This is a genomic window from Mesorhizobium sp. WSM4989 (assembly GCF_029625795.1).
Taxonomy (GTDB): domain Bacteria; phylum Pseudomonadota; class Alphaproteobacteria; order Rhizobiales; family Rhizobiaceae; genus Mesorhizobium.
Genome location: NZ_JARTVN010000001.1, coordinates 1,174,058 through 1,200,192, shown reverse-complemented (window position 1 = coordinate 1,200,192; position 26,135 = coordinate 1,174,058). Strand labels below are relative to the sequence as shown.

At 65.2% G+C, this 26,135-nt stretch carries 25 protein-coding genes and 3 pseudogenes; 16 read left to right on the top strand and 12 right to left on the bottom strand.

Annotated elements, in window-relative coordinates; all coding sequences use genetic code 11:
• Nucleotides 1–39: 39 nt before the first annotated feature.
• From P9217_RS05960 to P9217_RS05950, 3 genes are all read right to left on the bottom strand, one after another.
• Nucleotides 40–1,185, bottom strand: coding sequence for an ABC transporter ATP-binding protein (locus tag P9217_RS05960; RefSeq protein ID WP_278086425.1), 1,146 nt, complete (start codon nucleotides 1,183–1,185; stop codon nucleotides 40–42).
• Between the two features lie 87 nt (nucleotides 1,186–1,272).
• Nucleotides 1,273–2,220, bottom strand: a complete 948-nt coding sequence (locus P9217_RS05955; protein ID WP_278086426.1) for a PfkB family carbohydrate kinase — start codon at nucleotides 2,218–2,220, stop codon at nucleotides 1,273–1,275.
• Nucleotides 2,221–2,223: 3 nt separating this feature from the next.
• Nucleotides 2,224–3,024 carry a class I fructose-bisphosphate aldolase gene (locus P9217_RS05950; RefSeq protein WP_095800983.1) on the bottom strand — a complete coding sequence of 267 codons (801 nt, stop codon included), beginning with the start codon at nucleotides 3,022–3,024 and terminating at the stop codon, nucleotides 2,224–2,226.
• A gap of 185 nt (nucleotides 3,025–3,209) precedes the next feature.
• Here P9217_RS05950 and P9217_RS05945 point away from each other — a divergent pair, with 185 nt between their 5' ends.
• A complete protein-coding gene (locus tag P9217_RS05945) occupies nucleotides 3,210–4,358 on the top strand; it encodes a Gfo/Idh/MocA family oxidoreductase (protein WP_278086427.1) in 1,149 nt (382 codons plus the stop codon).
• Nucleotides 4,359–4,392: 34 nt separating this feature from the next.
• On the opposite strand, the gene P9217_RS05940 is transcribed toward P9217_RS05945, so the two are convergent.
• Nucleotides 4,393–5,415, bottom strand: coding sequence for a LacI family DNA-binding transcriptional regulator (locus P9217_RS05940; protein WP_278086428.1), 1,023 nt, complete (start codon nucleotides 5,413–5,415; stop codon nucleotides 4,393–4,395).
• A 219-nt stretch (nucleotides 5,416–5,634) separates the two neighbouring features.
• Here P9217_RS05940 and P9217_RS05935 point away from each other — a divergent pair, with 219 nt between their 5' ends.
• Both P9217_RS05935 and P9217_RS05930 read left to right on the top strand, forming a co-directional pair.
• A complete protein-coding gene (locus tag P9217_RS05935; protein WP_278086429.1) occupies nucleotides 5,635–6,582 on the top strand; it encodes a sugar kinase in 948 nt (315 codons plus the stop codon).
• Nucleotides 6,579–7,865 (top strand): D-tagatose-bisphosphate aldolase, class II, non-catalytic subunit, encoded by a 1,287-nt coding sequence (locus P9217_RS05930; RefSeq protein WP_278086430.1) that lies wholly within the window; start codon nucleotides 6,579–6,581, stop codon nucleotides 7,863–7,865. The genes P9217_RS05935 and P9217_RS05930 overlap by 4 nt, the downstream gene beginning before the upstream one ends.
• Before the next feature lie 9 nt (nucleotides 7,866–7,874).
• On the opposite strand, the gene P9217_RS05925 is transcribed toward P9217_RS05930, so the two are convergent.
• The gene (locus P9217_RS05925; protein ID WP_278086431.1) at nucleotides 7,875–8,414 is read right to left on the bottom strand and encodes an Lrp/AsnC family transcriptional regulator; all 540 of its coding nucleotides are present in this window, start codon (nucleotides 8,412–8,414) and stop codon (nucleotides 7,875–7,877) included.
• Between the two features lie 48 nt (nucleotides 8,415–8,462).
• Here P9217_RS05925 and P9217_RS05920 point away from each other — a divergent pair, with 48 nt between their 5' ends.
• On the top strand, nucleotides 8,463–9,644 hold the full coding sequence (locus tag P9217_RS05920; protein WP_278086432.1) for an MFS transporter: 1,182 nt from the start codon (nucleotides 8,463–8,465) through the stop codon (nucleotides 9,642–9,644).
• A gap of 59 nt (nucleotides 9,645–9,703) precedes the next feature.
• Complete coding sequence (locus P9217_RS05915; protein WP_127246493.1) at nucleotides 9,704–10,126, top strand: GNAT family N-acetyltransferase; 423 nt, start codon at nucleotides 9,704–9,706, stop codon at nucleotides 10,124–10,126.
• On the opposite strand, the gene P9217_RS05910 is transcribed toward P9217_RS05915, so the two are convergent.
• Nucleotides 10,123–11,238 (bottom strand): anhydro-N-acetylmuramic acid kinase, encoded by a 1,116-nt coding sequence (locus P9217_RS05910; RefSeq protein ID WP_278086433.1) that lies wholly within the window; start codon nucleotides 11,236–11,238, stop codon nucleotides 10,123–10,125. The genes P9217_RS05915 and P9217_RS05910 overlap by 4 nt on opposite strands.
• A 211-nt stretch (nucleotides 11,239–11,449) precedes the next feature.
• On the opposite strand from P9217_RS05910, the gene P9217_RS05905 reads away from it, so the two are divergent.
• Together P9217_RS05905 and P9217_RS05900 are read left to right on the top strand one after the other, a co-directional pair.
• Nucleotides 11,450–12,139 (top strand): SDR family NAD(P)-dependent oxidoreductase, encoded by a 690-nt coding sequence (locus P9217_RS05905; protein ID WP_127240748.1) that lies wholly within the window; start codon nucleotides 11,450–11,452, stop codon nucleotides 12,137–12,139.
• Nucleotides 12,140–12,173: 34 nt separating this feature from the next.
• A pseudogene (locus tag P9217_RS05900) lies at nucleotides 12,174–12,281 on the top strand (ABC transporter permease); the annotation flags it as partial.
• Here the strand turns inward: P9217_RS05900 and P9217_RS05895 are convergent.
• Nucleotides 12,269–12,454: a hypothetical protein gene (locus P9217_RS05895; protein ID WP_127240749.1), complete on the bottom strand. Its 186-nt coding sequence runs from the start codon at nucleotides 12,452–12,454 to the stop codon at nucleotides 12,269–12,271. The pseudogene P9217_RS05900 and the gene P9217_RS05895 sit on opposite strands and share 13 nt — an antisense overlap.
• Nucleotides 12,455–12,511: 57 nt before the next feature.
• Here P9217_RS05895 and P9217_RS05890 point away from each other — a divergent pair, with 57 nt between their 5' ends.
• Nucleotides 12,512–13,531, top strand: a complete 1,020-nt coding sequence (locus P9217_RS05890; RefSeq protein WP_127240750.1) for an isopenicillin N synthase family oxygenase — start codon at nucleotides 12,512–12,514, stop codon at nucleotides 13,529–13,531.
• A 53-nt stretch (nucleotides 13,532–13,584) separates the two neighbouring features.
• Here the strand turns inward: P9217_RS05890 and P9217_RS05885 are convergent, their stop codons facing one another.
• Nucleotides 13,585–14,388: a hypothetical protein gene (locus P9217_RS05885; RefSeq protein WP_336618890.1), complete on the bottom strand. Its 804-nt coding sequence runs from the start codon at nucleotides 14,386–14,388 to the stop codon at nucleotides 13,585–13,587.
• Between the two features lie 190 nt (nucleotides 14,389–14,578).
• Between P9217_RS05885 and hpaR the strand changes: the two genes are divergently transcribed.
• Complete coding sequence (gene hpaR, locus P9217_RS05880; protein ID WP_095800975.1) at nucleotides 14,579–14,983, top strand: homoprotocatechuate degradation operon regulator HpaR; 405 nt, start codon at nucleotides 14,579–14,581, stop codon at nucleotides 14,981–14,983.
• On the opposite strand, the gene P9217_RS05875 is transcribed toward hpaR, so the two are convergent.
• Nucleotides 14,969–15,124, bottom strand: a complete 156-nt coding sequence (locus P9217_RS05875) for a hypothetical protein (protein ID WP_156751111.1) — start codon at nucleotides 15,122–15,124, stop codon at nucleotides 14,969–14,971. The genes hpaR and P9217_RS05875 overlap by 15 nt on opposite strands.
• On the opposite strand from P9217_RS05875, the pseudogene P9217_RS05870 reads away from it, so the two are divergent.
• The 7 genes and pseudogenes from P9217_RS05870 to P9217_RS05840 form a co-directional block, all read left to right on the top strand.
• A pseudogene (locus tag P9217_RS05870) lies at nucleotides 15,108–15,377 on the top strand (aldehyde dehydrogenase family protein); the annotation flags it as partial. The gene P9217_RS05875 and the pseudogene P9217_RS05870 overlap by 17 nt on opposite strands.
• Nucleotides 15,378–15,429: 52 nt before the next feature.
• Nucleotides 15,430–15,924, top strand: coding sequence for a VOC family protein (locus P9217_RS05865; RefSeq protein ID WP_278086435.1), 495 nt, complete (start codon nucleotides 15,430–15,432; stop codon nucleotides 15,922–15,924).
• A gap of 495 nt (nucleotides 15,925–16,419) precedes the next feature.
• The gene (locus P9217_RS05860) at nucleotides 16,420–17,808 is read left to right on the top strand and encodes an SWIM zinc finger family protein (RefSeq protein ID WP_278088274.1); all 1,389 of its coding nucleotides are present in this window, start codon (nucleotides 16,420–16,422) and stop codon (nucleotides 17,806–17,808) included.
• Nucleotides 17,805–19,250 carry a DUF5691 domain-containing protein gene (locus tag P9217_RS05855; protein WP_278086437.1) on the top strand — a complete coding sequence of 482 codons (1,446 nt, stop codon included), beginning with the start codon at nucleotides 17,805–17,807 and terminating at the stop codon, nucleotides 19,248–19,250. Before P9217_RS05860 ends, P9217_RS05855 begins: the two co-directional genes overlap by 4 nt.
• Before the next feature lie 19 nt (nucleotides 19,251–19,269).
• Nucleotides 19,270–20,349, top strand: coding sequence for an AAA family ATPase (locus tag P9217_RS05850; protein ID WP_278086438.1), 1,080 nt, complete (start codon nucleotides 19,270–19,272; stop codon nucleotides 20,347–20,349).
• Between the two features lie 3 nt (nucleotides 20,350–20,352).
• On the top strand, nucleotides 20,353–22,611 hold the full coding sequence (locus P9217_RS05845) for a DUF5682 family protein (protein WP_278086439.1): 2,259 nt from the start codon (nucleotides 20,353–20,355) through the stop codon (nucleotides 22,609–22,611).
• On the top strand, nucleotides 22,604–23,836 hold the full coding sequence (locus P9217_RS05840; RefSeq protein ID WP_278086440.1) for a VWA domain-containing protein: 1,233 nt from the start codon (nucleotides 22,604–22,606) through the stop codon (nucleotides 23,834–23,836). The genes P9217_RS05845 and P9217_RS05840 overlap by 8 nt, the downstream gene beginning before the upstream one ends.
• 43 nt (nucleotides 23,837–23,879) lie before the next feature.
• Here the strand turns inward: P9217_RS05840 and P9217_RS05835 are convergent, their stop codons facing one another.
• The 3 genes and pseudogenes from P9217_RS05835 to P9217_RS05825 form a co-directional block, all read right to left on the bottom strand.
• The gene (locus P9217_RS05835) at nucleotides 23,880–24,581 is read right to left on the bottom strand and encodes an MgtC/SapB family protein (protein WP_278086441.1); all 702 of its coding nucleotides are present in this window, start codon (nucleotides 24,579–24,581) and stop codon (nucleotides 23,880–23,882) included.
• Nucleotides 24,582–24,758: 177 nt separating this feature from the next.
• Nucleotides 24,759–25,823 (bottom strand): class II fructose-bisphosphate aldolase, encoded by a 1,065-nt coding sequence (gene fba, locus P9217_RS05830; protein ID WP_067327727.1) that lies wholly within the window; start codon nucleotides 25,821–25,823, stop codon nucleotides 24,759–24,761.
• A 159-nt stretch (nucleotides 25,824–25,982) separates the two neighbouring features.
• Nucleotides 25,983–26,132: pseudogene (locus P9217_RS05825) on the bottom strand (6,7-dimethyl-8-ribityllumazine synthase); the annotation flags it as partial.
• Nucleotides 26,133–26,135 lie beyond the last annotated feature (3 nt).

Here is a 26,135-nt window from a genome sequence, read left to right as displayed (position 1 = left end):
AGGCGCATCGCTCCTGCCTGCGGGCTCTGCGACAAATCTTCAGATCGCCAGATGCGTTTCGGGATCGAAGAAATGGAGCTTGGCGTCGTCTACGGCCAAGCGGATCTCCGAGCCGGGCAGGACTGTGCTGACCGGTTCGAATTTCGCCACCGCGTTCGAGGTCATGCCGAAATCCTGCACCGCGTCCGGATCGCCGGAGTCCACCCGCACCGCGTCGATGCTGAGATGAACGATGTGTTCGGACCCGAGTTCTTCGATCGAGGTCACCTTTGCCGGGATCGTCTGATACTTGCGGCCGGTTTCGAGACTGCTGTCATAGAGATCCTCCGGTCGGATCCCGAACACGACCTTGCGCCCCGCATACGACCTCAAGGACGGCCTGCGCACGAAGGCTGCGTCCTGCAGCCGGATGGCGAAGGTGCCGGACATCAGTTCGTCGCCCGTCAGCGTCCCCTCGAACAGGTTCATCGAAGGAGAACCGATGAAGCCGGCAACGAAGGCGTTCACCGGCGATTCATAGAGTCTCTTGGGAGTGTCGACCTGCTGCAGCACGCCGCCCTTCAACACCGCGACCCTGTCCCCCATCGTCATCGCCTCGGTTTGGTCGTGGGTCACGTATATGGTCGTGACGCCGAGCTGCTTTTGCAGGCTGGTGATTTCGGCGCGCATTTGAACACGCAGCTTCGCGTCCAGATTGGAAAGGGGTTCGTCCATGAGGAAGGCGGCCGGCTCGCGCACCATGGCGCGGCCCATGGCAACCCGTTGACGCTGTCCGCCTGAAAGGTTCGCGGGTTTGCTGTCGAGCAGAGATGTCAGCTGAAGGGTTTTGGCGATCTCGTCCACCCGCTTCTTGCGCTCGGCCTTCGGTTTGCCTGCCAGCCGCATCGAAAAGGCGATGTTTTCGAACACCGTCATATGCGGGTAGAGCGCGTAGCTCTGGAAGACCATCGCGATGTCGCGGTCCTTGGGCGGCATGTCGACGACGTCGACTCCGCCGATCCGAAGGCTGCCGCTTGTCACGTCCTCCAGCCCCGCGATCATTCGCAGCGCGGTGGATTTGCCGCAGCCGGACGGCCCGACGAGAATCAAGAATTCGCCATCCTCGACCGACAGGTTCAATTGGTCGATTGCGTGAAAGTTGTTCCCATAGGTCTTGCAGATATTCTCAAGAATGACTTCTGCCATCTTCCTCCCTCCACAAGGCTAAGCCGCTCGTTTTTATGATTATTATCGGCCTATGTTCGCCTGCGAATGTTCCTCGGATAGTTTCAACTATGTTCCGGTATCGAGCTGCGATTTCAGTTCGACTGCCGACGGGGCTTTCGTCGATGCCAAGAGTTCCGTGACCTGGCCCTCGGTCGGCAGCGCCTCGCGCCCGCCACGCCCCGTTATCGACAGGGCCGCGGCCGCGGCTGCGAATGCGACCCGGCCTGCGGTCTCGGCTCCGCGCGTCAATGCATGGGCATAGGCACCGTGAAAGCAGTCACCGGCGCCGGTCGAGTCAACGACGGCAACCCGGTGCGGAGGCAGGTGCCAGAGCCCTGCCTCGTTGCGTCCGCGATAATAGACGCCCCTGCCGCCGTCAGTCAGAACCACGGTGGACCGCGACGGCATCCACAATGCGTCGAGCATCTCGGCGGGCGATCGGCCGCCCGTGGCAGTCCGCGCGAAGCCGAGGGGAAGAATGAGATGGTCGCAGAGCCCGATCAGCCTCTCGGTGGCTGGGCCGCTGCTCCATTCGATATCGCCGAGGATTGCAAGGCCGAGATCGCGAGCCCGAGCCACGACATCCATCGACCGGATCGCGTAACTATCGACGATCAGGACGGCCGCGCGGCTGAGGACCTCGTCCGGAAAGTCTGGCGCGGTGCCCAGCATCGCTTCGTCGTCATACGCGATGAACCTCTCCCCATCCGAGCCGACGGTGATCCGCGAGCGCACCGGGCGTGCGTGCGGGTGGCGCGGCGCGAATGCGGTTTCAACTCCGCTCGCAACGAGATCGCACAGCACGGCGTCGTCAGCGGCACTGGCCAGCCATCCGACGAACCCGGCGGTTCCGCCGAGCCGCGCGACGGCGGCAAGGGCCGTCGCGACATTTCCGCCGAAAGTTCGGGCAGTTTGCAGAACCTTCCCCTTGCCCGCCGACAACGGCTGATCGACATAGACGATGTCGTCGATCGCAATAGCGCCGAAGCCGAGGATTGAAGGGACGGTGGGCATCGTTCAGGCACCCGCCTTCGCCAGGGCATCTTCTGCCGAAAGGCCGTCATGGATGACGCTCCGAAAGGCAAGTGCCGCCTTCTCCGGATCGCCGTGCCCCCAGAGATTGCGACCGACCACGGCACCGCGCGCGCCGGCACGTATGGCGTCCGCCGTCTGCTGAAGGGCGCCGAGCAGCGTCTCGGTCTTCGGACCACCCGCGATCACAACCGGCACCGGGCAGGTCCGGACGGTCTCTCGGAACGACTCGAAATCGCCCGTGTAGCCTATCTTGATCACGTCGACGCCGGACTCGTAGCCGATGCGCGCCGCATAGGCGATCTCGTCGGGGGTGAAGACGATTTTTGCTCCGTCGGTGAAATCGCGCGGGTAGATATGCGCCACCACCGGCATGCCGTAGCGTGCCGCCGCATTCACCGAGTCGGTCAGCCAGCGTATGTACTTACCCTCGGTCGCGCCGCGCACCGGAATGGCCACGGCCAACGCATCGGCCCCGGCGCGCACCGCATCCTCCGGCGTTGCAATCAGCTCGCTGATGCGATCGTCTGGGGTGAAGCAGCCCGCCTGGATCACCAGAGACGCTTTGCCCGCATATTGCGGCCACAGATGGCGCGCGGTGCCGGGCTGGATGCTGACGTAGTCGGGTTTGCCCATCATGACGCGCGCGAGCGCACCGGGCAGATCGGCAAGCCCGCCTTTGCGCACGTCGCCATAGCCGACAAAGTGGTCGACCGCGCCGCCAAAAAGCTTCCCGGACGGATGCGAGAAGAGGCGCGCAAGGCGCACCTTGGTTCCTAGGCTCATGAGTGCAAAATTCCTCAATCGTTTTGAGCTGGCGGCCTCCGATGTCGAGCCAGCATTTTCACATGCTCTATAAAAATTTTACGCGCGTCAAGATTTAAAATGCGCTATAGCGAGTCACGAACATGGTCCGCCGCCGTTGCAACGGGTTGTCTGCGGCGGTGCCGTCATGGGAGGTCGGAAGGAAAATGCAAGCAAAATCAGGAGCGAAGCTCGGTATCGGCGTTATCGGTTGCGGCAACATATCGATGACCTATCTGCGCAACGCAGCACTTTTCGCCGGCGTGGAACTGCGCGCCTGCGCCGATATTTCCGCCGACATGGCCGCGCTACGGGCCAGGGAATACGGTATCCACGCGCTGCCGGTCGATGCGCTGCTGGCCGATCCCGAGGTCGATCTCGTCCTCAACCTCACCGTTCCGTCGGCGCATTTCGACATCACCCATTCGGCGCTTTCCGCGGGCAAGCACGTCTTCACGGAAAAGCCTCTGGCGACCTCGGCCGGCGAGGGCCGCCGGCTGGTCGCGGAGGCGGCGAAGCGCGATCTGCTGCTGGGCTCGGCTCCAGACACCTTCCTCGGCGCAGCCGGGCGGCGTGCCCGCCGCCTAATGGACGAGGGCGCGATCGGCCGCGCCGTGACCGGCACCGCCTTCATGATGGGGCGCGGCATGGAGCATTGGCATCCCAATCCGCAATTCTACTATCAGCCGGGCGGCGGTCCAGTGTTCGACATGGGGCCATACTACCTGACGATGCTGGTCAACCTGCTCGGCCCGGTCGCCCGCGTCATGGCGATGACGACGCGCGGTCAGGACGAGCGCCTGATCACCGCCGAAGGCCCTTACAAAAACACCAGCTTCAGGGTCGGCACGCCGACCAACATCCTGTCGCTGCTCGAATTCCACTGCGGCGCCACCGTCACCTTCGGCGCCTCCTGGGACGTCTTCAAGCATTCCAACCATCCGATCGAGCTGCACGGGACGGAAGGCTCGCTCAGGCTACCCGATCCCGACACGTTTGGCGGCACGGTCTCGCTATCGGCGCACGGCGCCGACTGGAAGGATTTCGAGAGCGAAGGCGAGCTCTACGGCGCGCGCAACTGGCCCTATGCCGCACCGGACCGCGCCAACTATCGCATGCTCGGCGTCGCCGACCTGGCGCGGTCGCTGTCGGAAGGGCGCAGACCCCGCGCGTCCGGCGAACTGGCGCTGCACGTGCTCGAGGTCATGGAAGCGATCCTCGCCTCCGGCGAAAGCCGGAACTCCGTCGCCGTCGTCGGCTCGGTCGACCAGCCGCCGCTGCTCGGCGAAGACGAGGCGGCGAGCCTGCTTGCCTGAGGCGCCGTGATCGCCCAGCGGGAGTTCGGTATCCCTAGGCCGACTGGCGCATCACCAGCGTCGCGTCGAGATTGACCTTCGCCGCGACGGGCGCGCCGTCCTCGTCGAGCAGGGTAAGCAGCGTCTCGACGCTGCTTCCGGCCATCGCCGCGAAATCCTGCGCCATGGTGGTGAGCGCCGGGCAGGTGTAGCGGCTGAGCGGATGATCGTCATGCGCAGCCACCCGCAGGTCGCAATCCGCCTTGCGGCCCACCTTCAGCCCTTTCGAGAAGGCGGCCGCCATCACGCCGAAGGCGAGACGATCGTTGGCGCACAATATGGTCTTGCCCGGCAGGCCGCCATTGCCGAGCAGCTTTTCCGTCTGTTCGTAGCCGATCCGTTCGAACTCCCATGTGTAGTCGTCGGTATTGCCGAAGACGAGCGGCTCCTGCCCGAGCCGCTTCATGGCATCGACATAACTCTCCACCCGCTCGCGCGAATTGTGATTGACATGCGGAATATCGAAATAGACCGGGGCATCGCCCGAGCGGCAGAGATAGTCGACGATGGTCGACATGCTCTGCACATTGTTGTTGCCGACGAAAGGCGTGCCGCCTTCGAGATAGGTGTCGAAATAGACAATCGGGATCGCCTGCGTCAGCTTCTCGATCGCCCGCTGGTCCGAGCGCCGGCCGAGCGGTGCTATCAGCGCGCCGGAGACCTTCAACGACAGGATCGTCCGCGTCGCCTCGGCTTCCAGTTCGCTCGATCCATGCGAGGAAATGACGATCGGCCAATAGCCTTCGTCGCGCAGCCTGAGTTCGATGCGGCTGACCATCTCGGAATAGAACGGGTCGGTCACCGTCGGCACGACGATGCCGATGCTGCGGGTGCGCTTGCGGTTGAGGTTTCGCGCGAACAGATTGGGCTGATAGTCGGACGAGCGCAGCGCATCCTCGATGCGTTTTCGCGTCGCCGGCTTGACGCTGGTCGGATCGTCGAAGAATTTCGACAAGGTCGGCCTGGAGACGCCGCAGGAACGGGCGAACTCCTCCATCGTCTTGTGAGTCATCGGCATCCAAACCCTCGCGGCATGGAACCTCGCTCCCATGGCGCTGCTCCGGCGCTCATACCGCGCATCGGCGTGCGCCTGCAAGTTGAAACTTTACAGGAAGCTCCGCGAGTTTCAACGCGTCCGGAGAAATTATTCCATGCGTAAATTTATTAATTGACGTGAAAAAGAGGGGGCCGTATTCCAAGCCCTAAAGCCATGCATGGCGAATGCTGGGAGGACGTGATGAAGAAGCTGGTCTCAGCCGGCGAGATCCTCGTCGAGATCATGGCGGAATCAATCGGCCAGAGCTTCCTCGAGCCCGGTCCGCTGGCCGGCCCCTTTCCGTCCGGCGCCCCGGCGATCTTCATCGGCCAAGCGGCGGCGCTCGGCCAGCCTGCGGGTCTCATCGGCGCCGTCGGCGGAGACGATTTCGGCCAGTTGAACATCGACCGGCTCAGCGCGCTCGGCGCCGACGTTTCGGCAATCGCCGTCCGTGAAGGCCATGCAACCGGCACCGCCTTCGTCGCCTACCGGACCGATGCATCCAGGCATTTTGTTTTCAATATCCGCAACAGCGCCGCCGGCCTTTTGGAAATGGACGATGCGGCGAGGCGGCTCTTGGCCGGAGCCGATCATGTCCATGTCATGGGCTCTTCGCTTTTTTCCGATCGCGCCACCGACGTCGCACTCGCCGCGATCGCGGCCGTGAAGGCCAAGAGCGGCACGGTGTCCTTCGATCCGAACATCCGTCGCGAGATCATGCAGGCGTCCGGCACGCGTCAGGCGCTCGATCATGTGCTCGCGCAGACAGATGTCTTCCTGCCGAGCGGCAACGAACTGTTCCTTTTCTCCTCCGCCAGCGACGAACAGGCCGCGGTTGGCGAATTGCTGGGGCGGGGCATCTCCTGCATCGTGCTGAAGAAAGGCGGTGAAGGCGCCGCTTATCACGACCGCGAGGGCACGCTCGCCATGCCCGGCTTTGCCGTCGAGGAAGTCGATCCGACCGGCGCCGGCGATTGCTTCGGCGCCGCCTTCGTTTCCTTCTGGCTGCGCGGTGCCGCGCCCGCCGATGCACTGCGCATCGCCAATGCCTGCGGCGCGCTCGCCGTTACCCGCAAGGGGCCGATGGAAGGCATTCACCGGCTCGCCGACGTCGAGGCCTTCATCGCCAAAGCGACGGCGCGCACATGACCGGCGCCACGGCAAGATTTGCTGGCATCGCCGCTCGCCGAGCGGCAGGCGCGAAGGGCGGCATCGCCTCGATCTGTTCGGCGCACCCGCTGGTGATCGAAGCGACGCTCCGCCACGGCGCGAGGAATGGCTCCGATGTGCTGATCGAGGCGACCTGCAACCAGGTCAATCACGAGGGCGGCTATACCGGCATGACCCCGGCCGCCTTTCGAGCCTTCGTCGAGACGCAAGCAGGCAGGACCGGCTTTCCGTTCGACCGGCTGATCCTCGGCGGCGATCACCTCGGCCCGAATCCTTGGAAGCATCTGCCCGCGGCGGAAGCGATGAACAAGGCGGCGGCGATGATCGACGCCTATGCCTCCGCCGGCTTCACCAAGCTGCATCTCGACACCAGCATGGCTTGCGCCGACGATTCCGTGGCACTCACCGACGAGACGATTGCCGCGCGCGCGGCCGAGCTTGCGGCGGTTGCCGAGGCGGCGGTCGCCCGCTCGGGCGGTGAAAAACCCGTCTACATCATCGGCACCGAAGTGCCGGTTCCGGGCGGCGCGCTGGAAGCGCTCGACCATACGCATGTGACCGAGCCGGCCGATGCGCTCCGCACGGTCGAGCTCCATCGCCAGGCCTTCTGCCGTCTCGGCCTCGATGCCGCTTTTGCCCGGGCTGTCGGCGTCGTCGTTCAGCCCGGCGTCGAATTCGGCAATGCCGACATCATCGCCTATGCGCCCGAGAGGGCGACGAAGCTGGTCGCGGCCCTGGAAAGCCAGCCGCAATTCGTCTTCGAGGCGCATTCGACCGACTATCAGCCGGCGGAAGCTTTGGCCGCGCTCGTGCGCGACGGCTTCGCCATCCTCAAGGTCGGCCCCTGGCTCACCTTCGCATTGCGCGAGGCGCTCTATGGCCTGAGCCACATCGCCGACGCGCTCGCGCCCGATCCCTCGCGCGAAAGCCTGCCGGCCGCGATGGAACGCATCATGCTTGCCTCGCCCGGCAATTGGCAGAAATATCATCCGGGAACGCCTGACGAGCAGCGCCTGCAGCGGCATTTCTCCTTCAGCGACCGCATCCGCTACTACTGGCCATCACCCGATGCGCAGCATGCGACCGAAGCGCTGCTGGCGGCGCTCGGCGATCGCGAGATTCCACGCCCCCTGATCAGCCAGTATCTCGGCCATCTCGATGCCGAGGTCGGCGCCGGTCGGATCACGCCGACCGCGCATGAGCTTCTGATTGCCAGCGTCACGCGCGTCCTCGATACCTATCGCAGCGCCACGATCCCGTAAGCCGGCGGATTAGTAGACAGGCGTCGCCATATGTTTGGGTGCCGGCCATTCGGCCGTGATCTCTGGCTGCACCGGCCGTTCGAGATAGGTCGAAAGCACCACATAGCTGCGCGTCGAGACCACGCCCGGCGTCTCGTAGATACGCGACAGCAGGCCTTCCAGCGCCTTTGTATCCTCGGTGCGTACCTTGAGCAGCATACAGGTGTCGCCGGCGACTGAATGGATCTCTTCCACTTCCGGGCATTCCGAGATCGCCATCAATTCCGGCGTCTTGCCCCAGCCCCTGGTATCGATGTGCACGAAGGCGAGCAGCGGCTTCTTCACGGCCTTCGGATCGATGATCGCCGAGGTGGCGCGGATGGCGCCGCTGCGCCTGAGCCGCTTCACCCGCTCATGCGCCGCCGGCGGCGACAGGCCGACACGATCGCCGAGCTCGGCATAACTGATGGTCGCATCGTCGACCAGAACGCCTAATATTTTTCGGTCGATCGGGTCGACCTCACGGGTTGGCTGCTTGTTCCGCTGAACGTCATCTGTTTCTGAGTCCATTTGGAAATTCTCCATTGATGCTGAATTCAATTCGGCCACTATGGAGATATGTCGAACAGTGATCAATCAGCGATTCTGAGTGCGGCGTCCCGTGCACCGATCCCGGCCGCAGCCTACCTGCTCACCTGCTGCATCGCCGTCATCGGCTCCAACTCACTGGTTCTAGGGCCGATTGCGCCCGCCGTCGCGGCATCCTTCGCGGCAAGCGTGCCGGCGGTGATGACGGCCGCCGCTGCCTTCGGCCTCGGCACCTCGGCCAGCGCGCTTTTTCTTGCCCGCTATATCGACCGGATCGGCGCCCGCCGCATGCTGCAGGGCGCATTGCTGTTGCTTGCGCTGGCGCTGGTGGGCAGCGCGCTCGCGCCGACGGTGGCGGCGCTGGTCGCGGCCCAGCTCGTTGCCGGCATCGCTGCTGGCGTCGCCATGCCGGCGATCTACGCCAGCTCCGCAGCGATCGCGCCGCCCGGCCGCGAGAGCGGAACGATCGGCGTCGTGCTGACCGGCTGGACGCTCTCCATGGTCGCCGGGGTGTCGCTGTCGGCGGTGCTTGCCGATCTCATCCATTGGCGGGCCGTCTTCGCCGCTGTCGCGCTTCTCGCCGCAACCGCTGTTGCCGGCCTGTCGGTCAGCTCGCTGCGCGACACCAGGAAAAGCGGTCCGGCACCGTCGCCGCTCGGCGCGCTGGCTGTGCCCGGAATCCTGCCGCTGCTGATCGCCTGCGGCGCCTTCATGACCGCCTTCTATGGCGTCTACGGCTATCTCGGCGATCATCTCCATGAAGGTCTCGGCGAGCCGGTCAGCGCCAACGGGCTGGCGGCGATCGCTTACGGGCTCGGCTTCGGCGCGGCGGCGCTGCTTGACGGCGTCATCGACCGTCTCGGCGCCCGCCGTGTCATGCCCTTCGCCTATCTGCTGGTCGCCGCCGTCTATGTGGCGATCGCCTCGGCCAGCGGCACCTTCGGCCTGCTGATGGCGACGATCGCCGTCTGGGGCCTTGCCAACCATTTCGGGCTGAACGTTCTGGTGATGCGGCTCACCGCGCTCGACGCCGCGCGACGCGGCACGATCATGGGCCTGAACAGCGCAGTCACCTATTTCGCCGTAACCGTCGGCACCGCCGGTTTCGGCCCGCTCTACACCGCCCTCGGCATCGCCAACTGCGCCCTGGTCGCCGCCTTGCTGATGCTGGTGGCGGCATCGGCCGCGGCGTGGCGCTCTGCCCGGCAATAGGCTTGCGTGTCGCTTCGCTCCTTGGCTAAGGCTGGCTTCCGAACCGCACCGGAGCCACCATGAAGATGACGCTCGAGATCACCGCCGAGCCCTTGCCGCAGGATCTCGCCCGTGTCGGCGAGGGCTTGACCGCCTTCAACGACAGCGATGTCGGTGCCTCGGGCCGGAAGACGCTCGCCGTCTTCGTTCGCGACGACGCCGGCGCGATCGTCGCCGGCATTTCCGGTTACACCGCCTGGGGCTGGCTCTATGTGCAATGGCTCTGGGTCGACGAAACCTGGCGTGGCCGGCACATCGCTGCGAGCATGCTGGACGCAGCCGAACGGGAAGCGCTGGCGCGCGGCTGCCAGGCCGCGTGGATCGACACTTTCAATCCGGCCGCGGCCAAGGTCTATCAGCGCCAGGGCTACCAGCCGTTCGGCACGCTCGCCGATTTTCCGGTCGGCCGCAGCCGCATCTTCCTGCAGAAGAAGTTGTCTTAACCCGCGAGCTTTCCACCGCGCATCGGCTGCGGCACCCCGGTGGTGCTCGGAAAGCTGATCGGCAGGCCGCGCAGCACGCGCACCGCGAGGAACGCGAAGCATTCCGCTTCGACCGCGTCGCCCTTCCAGCCGAGCGTCTCGGCTTGCACCACTTCGACGCCGGCGCGCTGGCCGAGCATCGCCATCATGGTCGGGTTGCGGCGGCCGCCGCCGCTGACCGCCAGTCGTCTTGGCCGGCGCGGCAACAGATCGAGCGCCTTGCCGACCGCCGAGACGGTGAAAGCCGTCAGCGTCGCCGCGCCGTCCTCCGCGCCGAGCCCGTCGGCCATGGCCGCGGTGAAGTCGAAGCGGTCAAGCGATTTTGGGTAAGGCTTCGTCAGATACGGATGCTGCAGCAGCCGCTCTAGCCTTGCCTCGTCGACCGTACCCGCGGCAGCCAGTCTGCCGTCGCGATCCATCTCGCCGAGGCCCTTCGCCTTGATGAAATCATTGACCGGCGCATTGGCCGGCCCGGTGTCGAAGGCGACGATGTTGTCTTTGCCGTCCCACCAGGTGACGTTGCCGACGCCGCCCAGATTGAGCACCGCGGTGTCGCCGCTGGCGTCGGCCTCTTTGAGCAGCGCCGCATGATACGCGGCAGCGAGCGGCGCGCCTTGTCCGCCGGCCGCCACATCGGCCGTGCGGAAGTCATAGGCGACTTTGGTGCCAAGCAGGGCGGCCATCAGCTCGCCGTCGCCGAGCTGGCGCGTGCGGCCGGTTCGTCGCGGCTGCGGGGCGCGATGCAGCACCGTCTGGCCGTGGAAGCCGACGACGCCGATATCGGCCATCGTCATGCCCTGGCTTTCGACCAAATCCCTGACCGCCGCCGACTGCGCGCGCGTCAGCGCCTCCTCCGCCTCGCGAAAAATCGTCGGCTCCGGCCCCTCGAAATTCCAGACGCGTGCTTGGCGCAGGGCCTCTTCGAGCAGGGTGCGGATCGATTGCGGGTAGGGGGCCAGTGTGTATGTGCCGGTGTCGGCGATGCGCTCGCCGTCGGTTTTAATCAGCGCCACGTCGATATTGCCGTCAAGCACCGTGCCGGTCATCAGGCCGACGGCCCAGATTGGTTCCATGGTCGTTCCTCGAATCGCCGCTGGACCACGTGTCGGACGGATCGGCGCGACAGGCAAGTCTTTCGGATGCGCCGGGACCTCTCACCGTGCACCGCCTTTGTGTCGCACTGCCAAAACGGAGCAACCTAGTCCTTACCTCTTGCCGCCGAAGGAGCGAGCTTGTGCGATTATCGACCTCAACTGAACAACGCGTACTCGCAGGAGGAACGACATGGCCGCCACTGTCGCAGTGATCGCCGGCGCTGGAGCTGGCCTCAGCGCTTCGCTGGCGCGGCTCCTCGGCAAGCAAGGTTTTCGCGTCGTGCTGGCCGCCCGCAATGTCGACAAGCTCTCCGCGCTGGTTCAGGAGACGGGTGCGCAGGCGGTGGAGACGGACGTGTCGGATGCCGCCTCCGTCGAGCGGCTGTTCGAGGCGGCCGACAAGGCCGGCTCCCTCGAAATTGCCGTCTTCAACGCCAGCGGCCGCACGCGCGGCCCGATCGCCGAGCTCGATCCGGAGGCGGTCAAGCAGGCCCTGCTCGTCGGCGCCTATGGCGGCTTCCTCGTCGGCCAGCAGGCGGCACGCCGGCTTGTTGCGCGCGACTCCGGCTCGATCCTGTTCACCGGCGCCACTGCGAGTCTCAAGGGCTTCTCCGGCTCGGCCGGCTTCGCCATGCCGAAATTCGGGCTGCGCGGGCTGGCGCAGTCGATGGCGCGCGAGCTAGGTCCGAAGAACATCCATGTCGCGCATTTCATCATCGACGGCCAGATCGAGCCGCCCGGGCAGGCGGCCGAGCCAGACCGGCCGGATCGCCGCCTCTCGCCGGACGCGATCGCCGAGACCTATCTCGCAGTCCACCGCCAGCATCGCAGCGCCTGGAGCTTCGAGGTCGAGCTGAGGCCCTGGGTCGAGACGTTCTGACGATCCATTCCACGAACCGTGCAATAACGCGCCCCGACGCGAGACCGGCGTCATGGCTGCGGCGGTGGTGGTGCTGATCGTGCTGGTCTGCGGCATCCAGTGGTGTGACCGGCTGGTCGCGTGGCTGGATCATCGCGGATAGGCGAAACGCGAGAAGCGGGAGTCGAATGAACGCAATTTGCCGCGAAAACCCGGGAATTGAGCGGCGGCTTGCTCCATTTGCAACGAGATTGGTTGGCGCGTTTCTTCACCTGCAATGACGCGCATGTCATCGTGCGGCGGGGTTGCTCGAGCAATTCCAGGAAAAGTGCGCATCGGTTTTCCGTCCGGACTTGCGAAAAACAGAGAGTTGCCGCCAAGAGGAAGCTGTCCATGGCCAGAATAATCCCGGTGCTCGATCTCGACCGACTGGAGCAGGGCGAGTCGGAACTGCGGACCTTCTTGTTTGATCTGCGCACCGCCGCTCGCGATGTCGGCTTCTTCTATCTCAGCAGCCACGGCATAACGCAGCCGGACATCGACGCGGTGCTCGATGCCGCGCGGCGCTTCTTTGCCTTGTCGGAGGCCGACAAGCTGGCCATCGAGATGGTGAAGTCGCCGCAGTTTCGCGGCTACACGCGTGCCGGCGGCGAGCTGACCAGGGGCAAGGCCGACTGGCGCGAGCAGCTCGACATCGGCGTCGAGCGCGCGACCATTTCGCAAGGGCCGAGCGTGCCGGCCTGGACCCGGCTGCAAGGTCCGAACCAGTGGCCGGCTGCGTTGCCCGAACTGAAGCCGGCGCTGCTTGCCTGGCAGACCAAGGCGACGGAGGTAGCCATCCGGCTGCTCAAGGCCTTCGCGCTGTCACTCGATCAGCCGGAGGACGCCTTCGACCCGATCTATGGCAGCGAGCCCAACCACCGCATGAAGATCGTGCGCTACCCAGGCCGCGACGCCACCGGTGACGACCAGGGCGTCGGCGCGCATAAGGATGGCGGTTTCCTCACCCTTCTGCTGCAGGACGAGAACAAGGGGCTGCAGGTCGAATATGATGGCAGCTGGGTGAATGTGGATCCGATTCCGCAAACGCTCGTGGTCAACATCGGCGAACTGCTCGAACTCGCTTCGAACGGGTATCTGAGAGCAACCGTGCACCGCGTCGTCACACCGCCGCCAGGCGTCGAGCGGATTTCGGTGCCGTTCTTCTTCAGCGCCCGGCTCGACGCGACCATCCCGCTGCTCGACCTTCCGCAGGAACTGGCGGCTGAGGCGCGCGGGCCGGCCAGCGATCCCGACAATCCGCTCTTCCGCAACGTCGGAACCAATGTGCTGAAGAGCCGTCTGAGGTCGCATCCCGACGTGGCCCGGCAGCACTATGCCGATCTTCTGGAAAAGGCAGCGGCGGCCGGCTGAGCTTTGCCGCTGCCCGCGCGATATTTTTTCGCCTTCCGGCCAGTTTTTGGAATTCAGTTCGTGGAAAATATACCGCAACCGCCCCAAATAGAGGCCATCGCTCGGTGTTTTCCTCCCATTGCGCCGGGCGATGTTCCCCTCTGAAGGTTATGACCTTCATTTCTTGGCCGGGCCGCTTTCGCGCCCGGCCTTTTTCTTTGGGGCAGCGCGCAGCTTGCAAATTCGCGCGGCCGGTCAACGATGCGGATCGCACCAAAGGGCCCGAAATCCGAGACGATCCGATCGCCATGCCGGCATTCGACCGGCCGGATGAAGGAGCCCGACAGCACCACCTGTCCGGCCTCGATTTGCATGCCGTACTGATGCAGCCGGTCGGCGAGCCACACAATGCCCTTGGCCGGATGATCGAGCACGCCGGCACCGAGCCCCGTCTCCTCCACCTCGCCGTTGCGCGACACGATGGCGCCGATCCAGCGCAGGTCTGCCTCGCGCGGGCTGGGGTGGCCGCGCTCCTCCAGCGCGCGCAGATAGATCGCGTCGCTGGTCTCGTCGCTCACCTGCAGGCCGAGCGTGTCGACATAGAACGCGCGCGATAACCCCTTGATGATCGCCTCGCCGGTCCGCTTCTTCTCCTCCGCGCTGCGGCCCCTGCCGATGCGGAAATTCATGTCGATGAAGCCGTTCTCGGGGAGCCGGTCCGCGACCGCATAGGCATCTGCACGGAGGGCGCGCACCCGCTCGGCGCCGGGCTCGAACAGGCCGGTCTCGAGGATGATGCGTGAAACGAGCGCGCAAAGCTCGCTCATCTCGACCTTCGCGTCGAGATTCGCCGAATATTCGATCCCCATGTGGGGCAAGGGCTTGGCGACCGAATGTCAAGTGCTTGGTCTCCATGTCGACGGGGTCGTCGGGGACGGGATTGCCGCTCTCGGAGAAATCGCGGATATAGCTGCGATCCGAGCGTTAATTTCTGTTGCGAGTCGTACTGGACTGGAACTTTTCGGAGAGTTGACTCTGCTGCCGCCCAGCACCCGCCCTTCCCTGCCCATGGCTCTGCTTCGCGCCCGCGAAGTGATCATGGCGCATTTTCGTCCGATGCTTGCTCGCCACGACATCACCGAGCAGCAATGGCGCGTGCTGCGCGTGCTTGCCGAGACCGGTCCGCTGGAAGCGACCGAGCTCGCTAACCGCGCCTCGATCCTGCCGCCCAGTCTCACCCGCATGATCAAAGCACTGGACGAGCGCGAATTCATCACCCGCAACAAGGTCAAGGATGACGGCCGCCGCGCTCTGCTCGCCATCAGCCCGGCCGGCGTGGCGCTGATCGAGGAGCTGGCGCCCGAGCGCACCGCCATCTACGACGCCATCGAGAAGCGTTACGGCGCCGAGCAGTACGAGCGCCTGCTGGACATGCTGGAAAGCCTGATCGAGTCGGAGTCAGCGCCAGACTGACCGACTAGCCACCGAAACTCCCAGTGCGCTGGGCTGCATGTAGTTGCGCCCGACATAGAGCAGCGCCGCCTCGTCGCTGCCATGGCGGATGTCGACGACGCGGCCGAACATCACATTGTGCATGCCGGTGCTCGGCGTCATGCGCTTCGAAAGCGAGGAAGAGACGGTGCGCCTTGCCAACGCCACCGTCTATGGTCTTGCTTCTGCAGTGTGCACCTCGAAGCGTTCGACCGCGCATCGCATGGTGCGCGCCATCAATGCCGGCGTCGTCCACGTCAACACCTATGGCGGCGCCGACATCACGGTACCGCTCGGCGGCTTCAAGCAGTCCCGCTTCGGCAAAGACAAGTCGCTGCACGCGATCGAGAAGTACACCGACCTCAAGACGGCGTGAATAGCGCTCGGATAAGCTCCCCTCGAGGGGAGGGTGGCCGGACCTTGTGGAGATGCTCGCCCAAGCCGGCACGGCCGGTGTCGGCGCCTGGTTGCGCCAAGGTATACCCGATGCGACTGTGCTGGGTCGCCGTTATCGACGCTTACGCGAGGCCAATCTGATGCTGCTGGCTGTCCATCATGTCGCAATCATCTCCAGTGACTATGAGACCTCCAAGCTGTTCTACACGAACAAGCTCGGTTTCGTCGTTCTGGCCGAAAACTGGCGCCCCGAAAGGCAGTCTTGGAAGTGCGATTTGCGTCACGGTACCATCCAGATCGAACTGTTCAGTTTCCCTGATCCGCCAAGCCGGCCCAGCAGGCCCGAGGCCTGTGGATTAAGGCATATTGCATTCTCGGTCGCCTCGGTCGAGGCAACAGCCGAGCTGCTTCGGTCGCGAGACGTCGAGGTGGAGCCCATCCGAACAGATCCATACACGGGACGATTGTTTACCTTCATCGCCGATCCCGATGGACTGCCGATCGAATTTTACCAGGACGCTGTTTGACGGTGAGGAATTCGGCCGCGAAATCCGCCGGTTGCGGAACGCGAAGCGACTGGTGGAGGAGGCAGATGATGAAGTCAGGCTTGGAGAAGCTGGGGCACGACGCCAGCTGCCATCGGGACGGCGTCGGCAGCACCTAACCATCTTCGCCGCAACGGGGAAGATGAGTCATGCCTCGCCGGTCAGCCGCGCCGAGATGAGCCTCGCCGCCCTGATCGCCGCCTCGCCCGGGGGCCGCCACCGCATCGTCTACGCGCGAGACAGGGGAGGCGATGGATAGCGTGCCGATCGGCTGGCCGTCAGCGCCGAGGATCGCCGCGCCTATGCTGTGCACGCCGTCCTGGTGGGTTCGCGCGCCTGACGATGAACAGGGCAACGCAACGTTAGACAGGGCGTCAACTTTTCAGCGGCTGGAGCTACACCAGCGCGCCGCAAACAGGTATCTATCGTCGCGATATCATGCTTCGGGGGTCATGAGGGAGCGGCTTGCAGCTGGATTTGAAAACAATCGAGGCGCTCGCGCCCGACCAGGCTTCACTCGGCGCCGCCGCCAAGCTGACCAAGCGGTCGAACTGGCCCCGCCTCGAGACAAACGAACAGGTGGGCCTCATCTGGGGCGAATGCCAGGGCTCGGGGTCGAATCCCTACCGCGTCGCATTCGATACCCGCGACCACGGCTACAAATGCACCTGTCCATCGCGAAAATTTCCGTGCAAGCACATACTGGGGCTGATGTGGATCGGCGCCACCGCGGCCGCCAGCTTCGATCGGGTCGACCAGACGCCGGAATGGGTCAATGACTGGCTCGGGCGGCGCCGCAAGCCGGGCCAGCCGCCGACGCCGGCGCCGGCAAGCGCGGAAAGCAAAAGCATCGACGAGGCGTTGCGGCCCGAGCAAAGCGCTGCCGTAGAAGACGCCGCGGCCGCCGAGCGCCGCGAGGCGGCGCAGCGCAAGCGCGCCGAGGACGCGCGAAGTGCCGTGTCGGCAGCGCTCGACGAATTGGATCAGTGGGTTGCCGACCAGCTTCGGCTCGGCCTTGCCGGTTTTGTCGACGCCAGCAGCGAGCGCTGCCGCCGCATCGCGGCGCGGCTTGTAGACCTCAAGGCGACCGCTTTGGCCGGGCGTATCGACGAGCTGCCCGCGAAACTGATGGCGCTGCGCAGCGAAGAGCGGCCGGACGCCGCTATCCGAGAGCTGGGTAAGCTGGTGCTGCTCGCCAAGGCCTGGCGTGCCGCGCCCGACGATGCCGAGCTGAAGCGCCTGGTCTCGACATCCGAAACACGCGACCAGATCCTTGCCAATCCGGATGCCGTCAAGGTCGAGAGCGACTGGGAGGTGCTGGGTGAGAAGATCGAGGCCCGTCGCGACGGCCTGGTCAGCCACGCGACCTGGCTGCTCGATCTGAAAAGCCCAATCCCACGATTTGCCGTCCTCCTGGACTTCTTCCCGGCCTCGGCCGGGCGCCGCTCCGGCGCCTTCGCGCCGGGGGATCGCTTCAAGGCGAGGCTGGTGTTCTATCCATCCCGAATTCCGCTTCGCGCACTGGTCGCAGAACGCCTGGGCGATGCGTCGCCCGGCAATTGGCCCGATTTTGCTCCGAACGCTGCCGGCGATCCGCTGGCCGCCTATGCAGCTTTCCAGGACGGCGCGCCGTGGCTGTCCGACTGTCCGATCCTCCTGCCGGCGGGCGCGATCGCGCTGGACGAGAAGGATGGCGCCTGGTGGCAGGCGGCGAACGATTCGCATGGCATCGCCCTGCCAGTCGCCGGCTCCGTCAACCAGACCTTGCTTGGCCTCGATCTGACAGTCACGGCAGCACTGTGGAACGGCGCCAGGCTCGAGCTTCTGGCCTCACAAAGCAGCATCGGGAGGCTCAATCTCTCATGAACGAGCTCGAGCAGGCAGGGCTGGCGAGGCTTCGCGACAACTGGATTTCGGGCGGCGCCGCTTTCGAATTGGCGCCCGCCGAATGGAAGGAGTTCGCGGCTGCCTCCAGCTCGGACGAGCAGGAACGTCGGCTCTTGGCGATCGCCGCGCAGGCGCTGGATGTCGCGCTTCGGCCGGCGGCGCCCAAAACCTTGAAACGCCGTCCGCCGCTGCCGATGCTCGCGCTGCCGATGCTTCCTGATTGGCTGCGACCGTTGCTGCGTGCCGCATTGAAATACGCCGCTGATGCGAGGCTCAAGACCCGCGTGGCCACACTCGTCGCCAGCCGAGGCTTCGTGCTGCATCCGATGGATTGGATGCCTGCTGCGTCGGATCAGGAAAGCCCAGATATCTATGCTCCCTGGGTCGACTGGCAAGCAGGCGCGGATGGCGACAGGCAGTCTCGACGAGGACAACTCACCGCTGAAACCTGGGATGATTTTTATCCTGCCGCGCGCCGTACAGCTTTGGTCGAATTACGGCGCACCATGCCTGTCTTGGCGCGGACGTTGATTGAGACCAAGGGAGCGAGCGAGCCGGCGGAGGTCAGGCTTGCGTTGGTGGAGCTGATGCGCTTCGGCTTGAGTGCCGATGACATTCCATTTCTAAAGAGCCTGTCCGCCGATCGCTCAGGCAAGGTGCGCGAAACGGCCGGCCGGCTCCTGGCAAGGTTGGGTGAACGTAGCGATCCAGCGGATGGCGTGTCGAAAGATCCGATAGCCGAGCTCGCCGCTTTCATTGAGGAAGGCAAATCCGGCTTCATCCGCCGCCGCACCACCTACACGCCGATAAAACCCAAGTCGCCTGCGCAACAGTCGCGTCGCGCCGACCTGTTCGCGTCCTGTTACTTCGGCGATCTCGTCGCCCAATTCGGCAAGACTGAGCCCGATTTCATTGGCGCATGGCAGTTCGGCGTCGATGAGGGTGCCGATCTCTTTCTCGTTCGAATGATCGCGGTGTCCGGCAGCGATGCGGCGGTCGCCTGTTTGGCGGATTTCCTTGTCGCCGCCGGCGGCAGGCTGGCGCTTCTCGTCCTCCAGCTCATGTCGCGCTTGGACAACGGCAGGAAGCGTGTCCTGATCAGGCAGATCCTGGATGATGGGCAAAATCTGGCCGCGCTCAACCTGGTCGAAGGCGCGGAAGCAGGCTGGCTGGAATGGAGCGACCTCGCAAGGAGCAAGACGCTTCCAGCGCTGCGTTCCGCCGTCTCGGGTGACAACGACGTCATGAAACGAAGCGCCGAGCAGTATCTCGAGACCCTGGGCTTTCTGGCCAATCCGGAGACGGCGGAAAAATTGATCGACGAGGTGGTCGCCGCCGGCCTGCCGCCCGCTTCCCCCTCGCTCGGTCTGCTGCGGCTCAATGCGGCGCTGGCCGGAAACCCTTCGCAATCCGACAGATGATAAACCCGGAGAAGATCGCATGAACGCAGCCATCCGCCTTCCGGCCGAGCAGGTCTATGCCTCCGAACTGCAGGCGCTCGCGCGCGACGACGACCGCCAGAAGCCTGCCGGCTGGAGCCTGTCGCCCAAGGCCGTCCTCACTTACCTGATGGGTGGCAAGGCAAGCGACGGCACGCTTATCACCCCGAAATATGTAGGACGTCGGCAATTGATGGAAACCGCGGTGGCGACGCTCGCGACCGACCGGGCGCTGCTCCTGCTCGGCGTGCCGGGAACGGCGAAATCCTGGGTCTCCGAACATCTCGCCGGCGCCATCATGGGAAACTCGACCTTGATCGTGCAATGCACGGCCGGCACCGACGAGAATCAGATCCGCTACGGCTGGAACTATGCGCAGCTCTTGGCGAAGGGGCCGAGCCAGGAGGCGCTGGTGCCGACGCCGCTCTACCGCGCCATGCAGGAAGGCAAGCTCTGCCGCCTGGAGGAACTGACGCGCATGGGCTCCGACGTGCAGGACACGCTGATCACCGTGCTGTCCGAAAAGATGATGCCGGTGCCGGAGCTGAACACCTCGATCTACGCGCAGCGCGGCTTCAACATCATCGCCACCGCGAACAATCGCGACAAGGGCGTCAACGAACTCTCCTCGGCGCTGAAGCGCCGTTTCAATGTCGTGGTGCTGCCTCTGCCGGAGGACATGGCGGAAGAGGTCTCGATCGTGTCTCGGCGCGTCGGCGAGATGGCCGGCGGACTGGACCTGCCGGTGCCGAAAGATGTCGGCGAGGAGATCGCGCGCGTGCTGACTATCTTCCGCGAGCTGCGCTCCGGCGCGACCTCGGACGGCAAGGTGACGCTGAAGACGCCGTCGGGCTCGCTCTCCACCGCCGAGGCGATCGCCACGATGATCAGCGGCCTCAGCCAGGCGGCCTGGTTCGACGGCGGCAAGCTCCACGCCGGAGGCCTGGCGCCAAGCCTGGTCGGCGCCATCGTCAAGGACCCGGTCCAGGACAAGGTCGTGCTGGAGGAATATCTGGAGACGGTGCTGAAGAAGCGGCCGGACTACGCCGGTTATTACGCGGCGCTCAACGCGGCCATCTGAGCCATGACGCAAGGCGGCATCAGCTATTTCGGCATTCGCCATCATGGGCCGGGCTCCGCCGCGAGCCTGCTTAGAGCGTTGCAGGAATTGCAGCCGGCCGCCGTGCTGATCGAGGGGCCGGTGGATGCCTCGCCCTTGCTGCCTCTGCTTGCCAGCCCGGACATGAAGCCGCCGGTGGCACTGCTTTGCTACCCCGAGGACGATCCCGCCGCGACGCGCTTCTGGCCCTTCGCCGAATTCTCTCCCGAATATCAGGCGGCGCTGTGGGCTGTCGCCAACAAGGCGGCGCTGCGTTTCATCGACTTGCCGTCCGCCGCGCGGCTTGCCGAGCAAGGGCCCGAGGGTTCGACCGACGCCGATGCGGACGAACCGGAGGCCACCGAAGAGCAGAGCGAAGCAAGCTCGCGGATCCTTGATCCGATCGGCACCTTGGCGCGCGCCGCCGGCTATGAGGACGGCGAAAGCTGGTGGTCCGATATCATCGAGCAGAATCCCGCACCCGGGCCGATCTTCGCGGCCATCGCCGACGCGATGACGACGCTGCGCGACGGCGAGACGTCCATTGGCAAATTCGCGACCATGCGCGAGGCGCATATGCGGCTGGAGATCGCCGCTGCGCGCAAAGAAATCAACGGGCCGCTAGCCGTCGTCTGCGGCGCGTGGCATGTGCCCGCCCTGCAAGCTCCGCATCCGCAAAAGATCGACCAGGCACTGCTCAAGGGCATCGGCCGGCACAAGACCACGATGACCTTCGCGCCATGGACCGGACCGCGGCTGGCGCTGGGTTATGGCTATGGCGCCGGTGTCGTCGCGCCGGGCTGGAGCAAGCACCTGTGGCAGACGCGCGGGCAGGATGACGCTTCGGTGCTGTGGCTCGCGCGGATCGCTTCGGTTCTCAGGGCGAAGGGCCATATGATTTCGACCGCCTCGCTGATCGAGGCGGAGCGTCTGGCGCGGGCGCTTGCCGCCATACGCGAGCGCCCGAAACCGGGTTTCGAGGAACTGCGCGAGGCCTCGATCGCGGCGCTCTTCAACGGCGAGGCCTTGCTGTGGAAGATGGTCGAGGCCGAGCTTCTGCTCGGCGCCGATGTCGGCGAGATTCCAGCCGACACGCCGCTCGCGCCGCTGATCGATGACTTGCAGCGCAACCAAAAGGCCGCGCGGCTCAAGCCTGAAGCACTGGAGCGCGAGCTCTCCATCGACCTGCGCAGCGAGAGCGGTCTCTTTCGTTCGACGCTTCTGCACCGGCTGAACGTGCTCGGCGTGAACTGGGGCAGGCTGACGGATGTCGGCCGCAGCCGCGGCACGTTCCGCGAGCGCTGGCTGCTGGCCTGGCAGCCGGAATACGCCGTGCGCCTGGTCGAAAACCTGATTTACGGACCGACCATCGAGAAGGCCGCCAACGGCCGGCTTGTCCAGATGATCGGCGCCGCTTCGACGCTCGATGCTCTGGCCACGCTGGTGCAAAGCGCGATCACCGCCGCCTTGAGCGAGGCGTCCGCGGCCGGCCTCGCCGCGCTCGAGGAGAAGGCGGCGCATAGCAGCGAATGCCTGGAGCTCCTTGCGTCGGTGCCCCCACTTGCCGACATCATCCGCTATGGCGAAGCGCGCAAAACCGAGACGCAGCGCCTTGCCGGCCTCTTGGAGCGGTTGGTCATCGAAGGCGCGATCGCGCTGCCTTACGCCGCGCGCGATCTCGACGCGCAGGCCGCCGCAGCGCTGATGGCGGCGCTGCGCAAGGCCGACGAGGCGATCAGGCTGGTCGAACCGGACGAGCATGTCCTGGATGCCTGGCGGAACGGCCTTGCGGCCGTGCTCGATTCATCGCGCTCGACGGCGCTCGTTGCTGGCTGCGCCGCACATCTGCTCTACGAGGCCGGGCACCTCTCGGCCGAGGCCACGGCCGGCCTTTTGGCAAAGCGGCTGTCGCCCGGAACGCCGGTCATCGATGCCGCCGCCTTTTTCGAAGGCTTCTTCAGCGGCGCCGGCCAGAGGCTGATCTATGACGAGGGGCTGCGCGGCGCCGTCGATTCCTGGCTGGCATCGCTCGACGAGGACGCCTTCGTTGCGCATCTGCCTTTGCTGCGCCGCGTATTTTCCAATCTCGACAGCATGGAGCGCCGCCGCCTGATCGAGGCCGTGCTCGGCCGCAGGGCGAGCCTGCCCGCCGGACTGAAGCCGGCACCCGATGGCGGCGAGGCCTGGCGCCGGCATTTTGGTCTCCTCGGCAAGCTGCTTACGGGGGAGCTCAACCATGGATGATGAAACGGTCGGACCCGATCTTCACCCGATCGAAGGGACGCGGGAGCGCCGTTGGCGCCTGGCGATCGGCGCCGACGATGAGTCCTCCTCGGCGCTGTCGCAGGAGGACCGGCGGCTTTCGGCAGCCCTCGATGCGCTCTACGGCGACGGCAGCGGCGACGCCGGCGATCTGCGCAAGCGGCGCGGCGGGCTTGGCCGTTCGGCGCCGCGCGTCGCGCAATGGATGGGCGATATCCGCTCCTTCTTCCCCGAGCAGGTGGTCCAGGTCGTGCAGAAGGACGCCTTCGAGCGCCTGAACCTGAAGCAGATGCTGATGGAGCCGGAATTCCTCAAGGCGATCGAGGCCGACGTCAATCTCGTTGCCGATCTGGTCTCGTTGCGCTCGGCGATGCCGGAAAAGACCAAGGACATTGCCCGCTCGATCATTTCCGACATCGTCGCCAAGCTGATGCAGCGTCTCGAGCAGAAGACCGCCGAGGCGATCCGCGGCGCGCTCGACCGTTCAAGGCGCACCAACAGGCCGCGGCAGCGCGACATCGACTGGCCGCGCACGATCGCGGCGAACCTTCGCCACTACCAGCCAGACCACAAGACCGTGGTGCCGGAAAAGCTCGTCGGCTTCATGCGCCGCCAGCGTCGGCTGGTCGACCTCGACGAAGTGACGCTCTGCGTCGATCAGTCCGGCTCGATGGCAAGTTCGGTCATCTACGCCTCGATCTTCGCGGCCGTGATGGCCTCCTTGCCGGTCGTACGCACCAAGCTGGTCTGCTTTGACACCGCGATCGTCGATCTGACCGAAGAGCTCAGCGATCCGGTCGAGGTGCTGTTCGGCGTCCAGCTTGGCGGCGGAACCGACATCAACCAGGCGGTCGCTTATTGCGCCGAGCGCATCGAGCGGCCGACCAAGGCGCATTTCGTCCTCATCACCGACCTCTACGAAGGCGGCAACGGTCAGGAACTGCTTCGTCGGCTGGCTGCGCTGGTGCGGTCGGGCGTCAATGTCGTTGTGCTCCTGGCGCTCACCGACCAGGGCCGTCCCGGCTACGACTCTTCCATGGCCGGCTCGGTCGCGGCATTGGGCGTCCCGGTCTTCGCCTGCACGCCGGACCATTTTCCCGACATGATGGCGGCGGCGCTGCGCCGGGAGGACATCGGCGCTTGGGCGGCGGGAGCGGACATCAAGCTTATTCGCCCGGATTCGGAAACGCCAAGCGCAGCCGAATAGCTTCGCCACCCTTCCGACGCTGATCAGGGCGCTTTCTCGCTGATCAATTCAAACCGCTCGATCTCACAGTGTTGGCCGACCAGCGCCAGCACCTCAGTTGACGGCTCGACTGCATCTGGCTGCCGCCATTTGACTTGGAAGGAAAACACGAAGCGGTCGCGGTCGGCGACGTGCTCCATGCCAACGAAGCGGGCATCGTATCCGAGCGGCCGTACCATCTCCTGGAGGTCGGGCGGGGCGTCGGCCATGAGACCGCAAGGATCGCCTTATGGTCGCGCGGGATCCTGAGATCGACCCACTTCAGGGCCTGCAGCGTCACCAGGGTCAATGCTGTAGCAATCGCGCCGAGGCCGAACTGGCCGCCGCCGAAGGCCAGCCCGATCATCGTCATGATCCACATGGTGGCGGCGGTGGTCACTCCGGTGACGAGATCGCCGCGCCTGAGGATGGCGCCGCCGCCGATGAAGCCGACGCCGGTGAGCACGCCGAGCGCAAAGCGCAGCACATCCATGCGCACGAATGAGTCCGGTCCCTTGCCGGCAACGTCGAGCAGCATGTTGGCTTGGACCATGGCCACGCACGCCGCGAGGCCGACCAGGATGGTCGTCCGCAGGCCGGCGGAATGGCCGCGTGCCTCGCGGTTCAAGCCGATGAGGAAGCCCGCGACCAGCGTCAGCAACAGCCGCGCAACGAGATCCGGCCATGTCGGATGAAGCGGCATGTCGCAGCAGAGCGGCTCGAGCATTTCCCGTCGGCGACGCCGGTCGGCGCACCCTCCATTGCGTCAGGACAGTTCAACTAAGCTCGGCCATGGATGGTTCCTTGGCCAATGCCGATGACGTGAGGTTCCGCGGGACTGGTGCCGTGGGAGGGCGGGCGTGCTCCCGCGACCGGCTGGAACCCGGTCGCGGGAGGAGGTGGCTCAGCCGAACTTCGGGTCCAGGCTGCCGGCCTTGTAACGCTTGGCCATTTCCGACAACGGGATCGGCTTGATCTTCGGCGCGTTGCCGGCTGTGCCGAACTGCTCGAAGCGTTCCTTGCAGAGCTTCTTCATCGCCGCCATGGCCGGCGTCAGATATTTGCGCGGATCGAACTCGGAAGGGTTCTCGGTCAGCACTTTGCGGATCGCGCCGGTCAGCGCCATGCGGTTGTCGGTGTCGATGTTGATCTTGCGCACGCCGTGCTTGATGCCGCGCTGGATCTCTTCCACCGGCACGCCCCAGGTCGGCTTCATCTGGCCGCCATATTTGTTGATGATCTCCTGCAGCTCCTCCGGCACCGATGACGAGCCGTGCATGACCAGATGCATGTTGGGCAGGCGGCGATGGATCTCCTCGATCACGTTCATCGCCAGCACCGCGCCATCCGGCTTGCGCGAGAATTTGTAGGCGCCGTGGCTGGTGCCCATGGCCACCGCCAGCGCATCGACATGGGTGTCGCGCACGAACTGCTCGGCTTGCACCGGGTCTGTAAGCAACTGATCGTGGCTGATGGCGCCTTCGACGCCGTGGCCGTCCTCCTGCTCGCCGCCGCCGCTCTCCAGCGAGCCGAGCACGCCGATCTCGCCTTCCACCGAGACACCGCCCCAATGCGCCATATCGACGACGCGGCGCGTGATGCCTGAATTATAGGCGTAGTCGGCCGGCGACTTGCCGTCTTCCTTCAGCGAACCGTCCATCATCACCGAGGTGAAGCCGTACTGGATGGCGGTGACGCAGGTCGCTTCGTTGTTGCCGTGGTCGAGATGCATGCAGACCGGAATGTCGGGGTGAATCTCGACCAGCGCGTCGATCAGCTTGGCCAGCACCACATCGTTGGCGTAGGCGCGCGCGCCGCGGCTCGCCTGGAGGATGACCGGCGACTTGGTCTCCTCGGCCGCCTCCATGATGGCGAGGCCCTGTTCCATGTTGTTCATGTTGAAGGCAGGCACGCCATAGCCTTGTTCGGCGGCATGGTCGAGCAATTGTCTCAGTGTGATGCGAGCCAACGAATAGTCTCCCGTATCTGGTTCGAGCCCGTGTTTGAAAAGGCCGGCCCGGGCGGGCGGCCCCGTTGCTTCTGGCCGGATTTCTGACCTACCGCAACCTTTTGAAGCCCTTTCGGCCGCAATTCTTGTTGCAGGGCTGAAATCCGGCCCGAGTCGAGTCTAAGCAGCGATCCGCTCGCGCGCGGCAAGGATTTCGACGCAGGCCTTCGCCGCTTCCTTGCCCTTCACCAAAAAATGCTCGTGGGAGAAGCGGCGGTGCTCGGCGCTCTCATGATAGTTGTGCGGCGTGAGCACGGCCGAGAGCACCGGGCG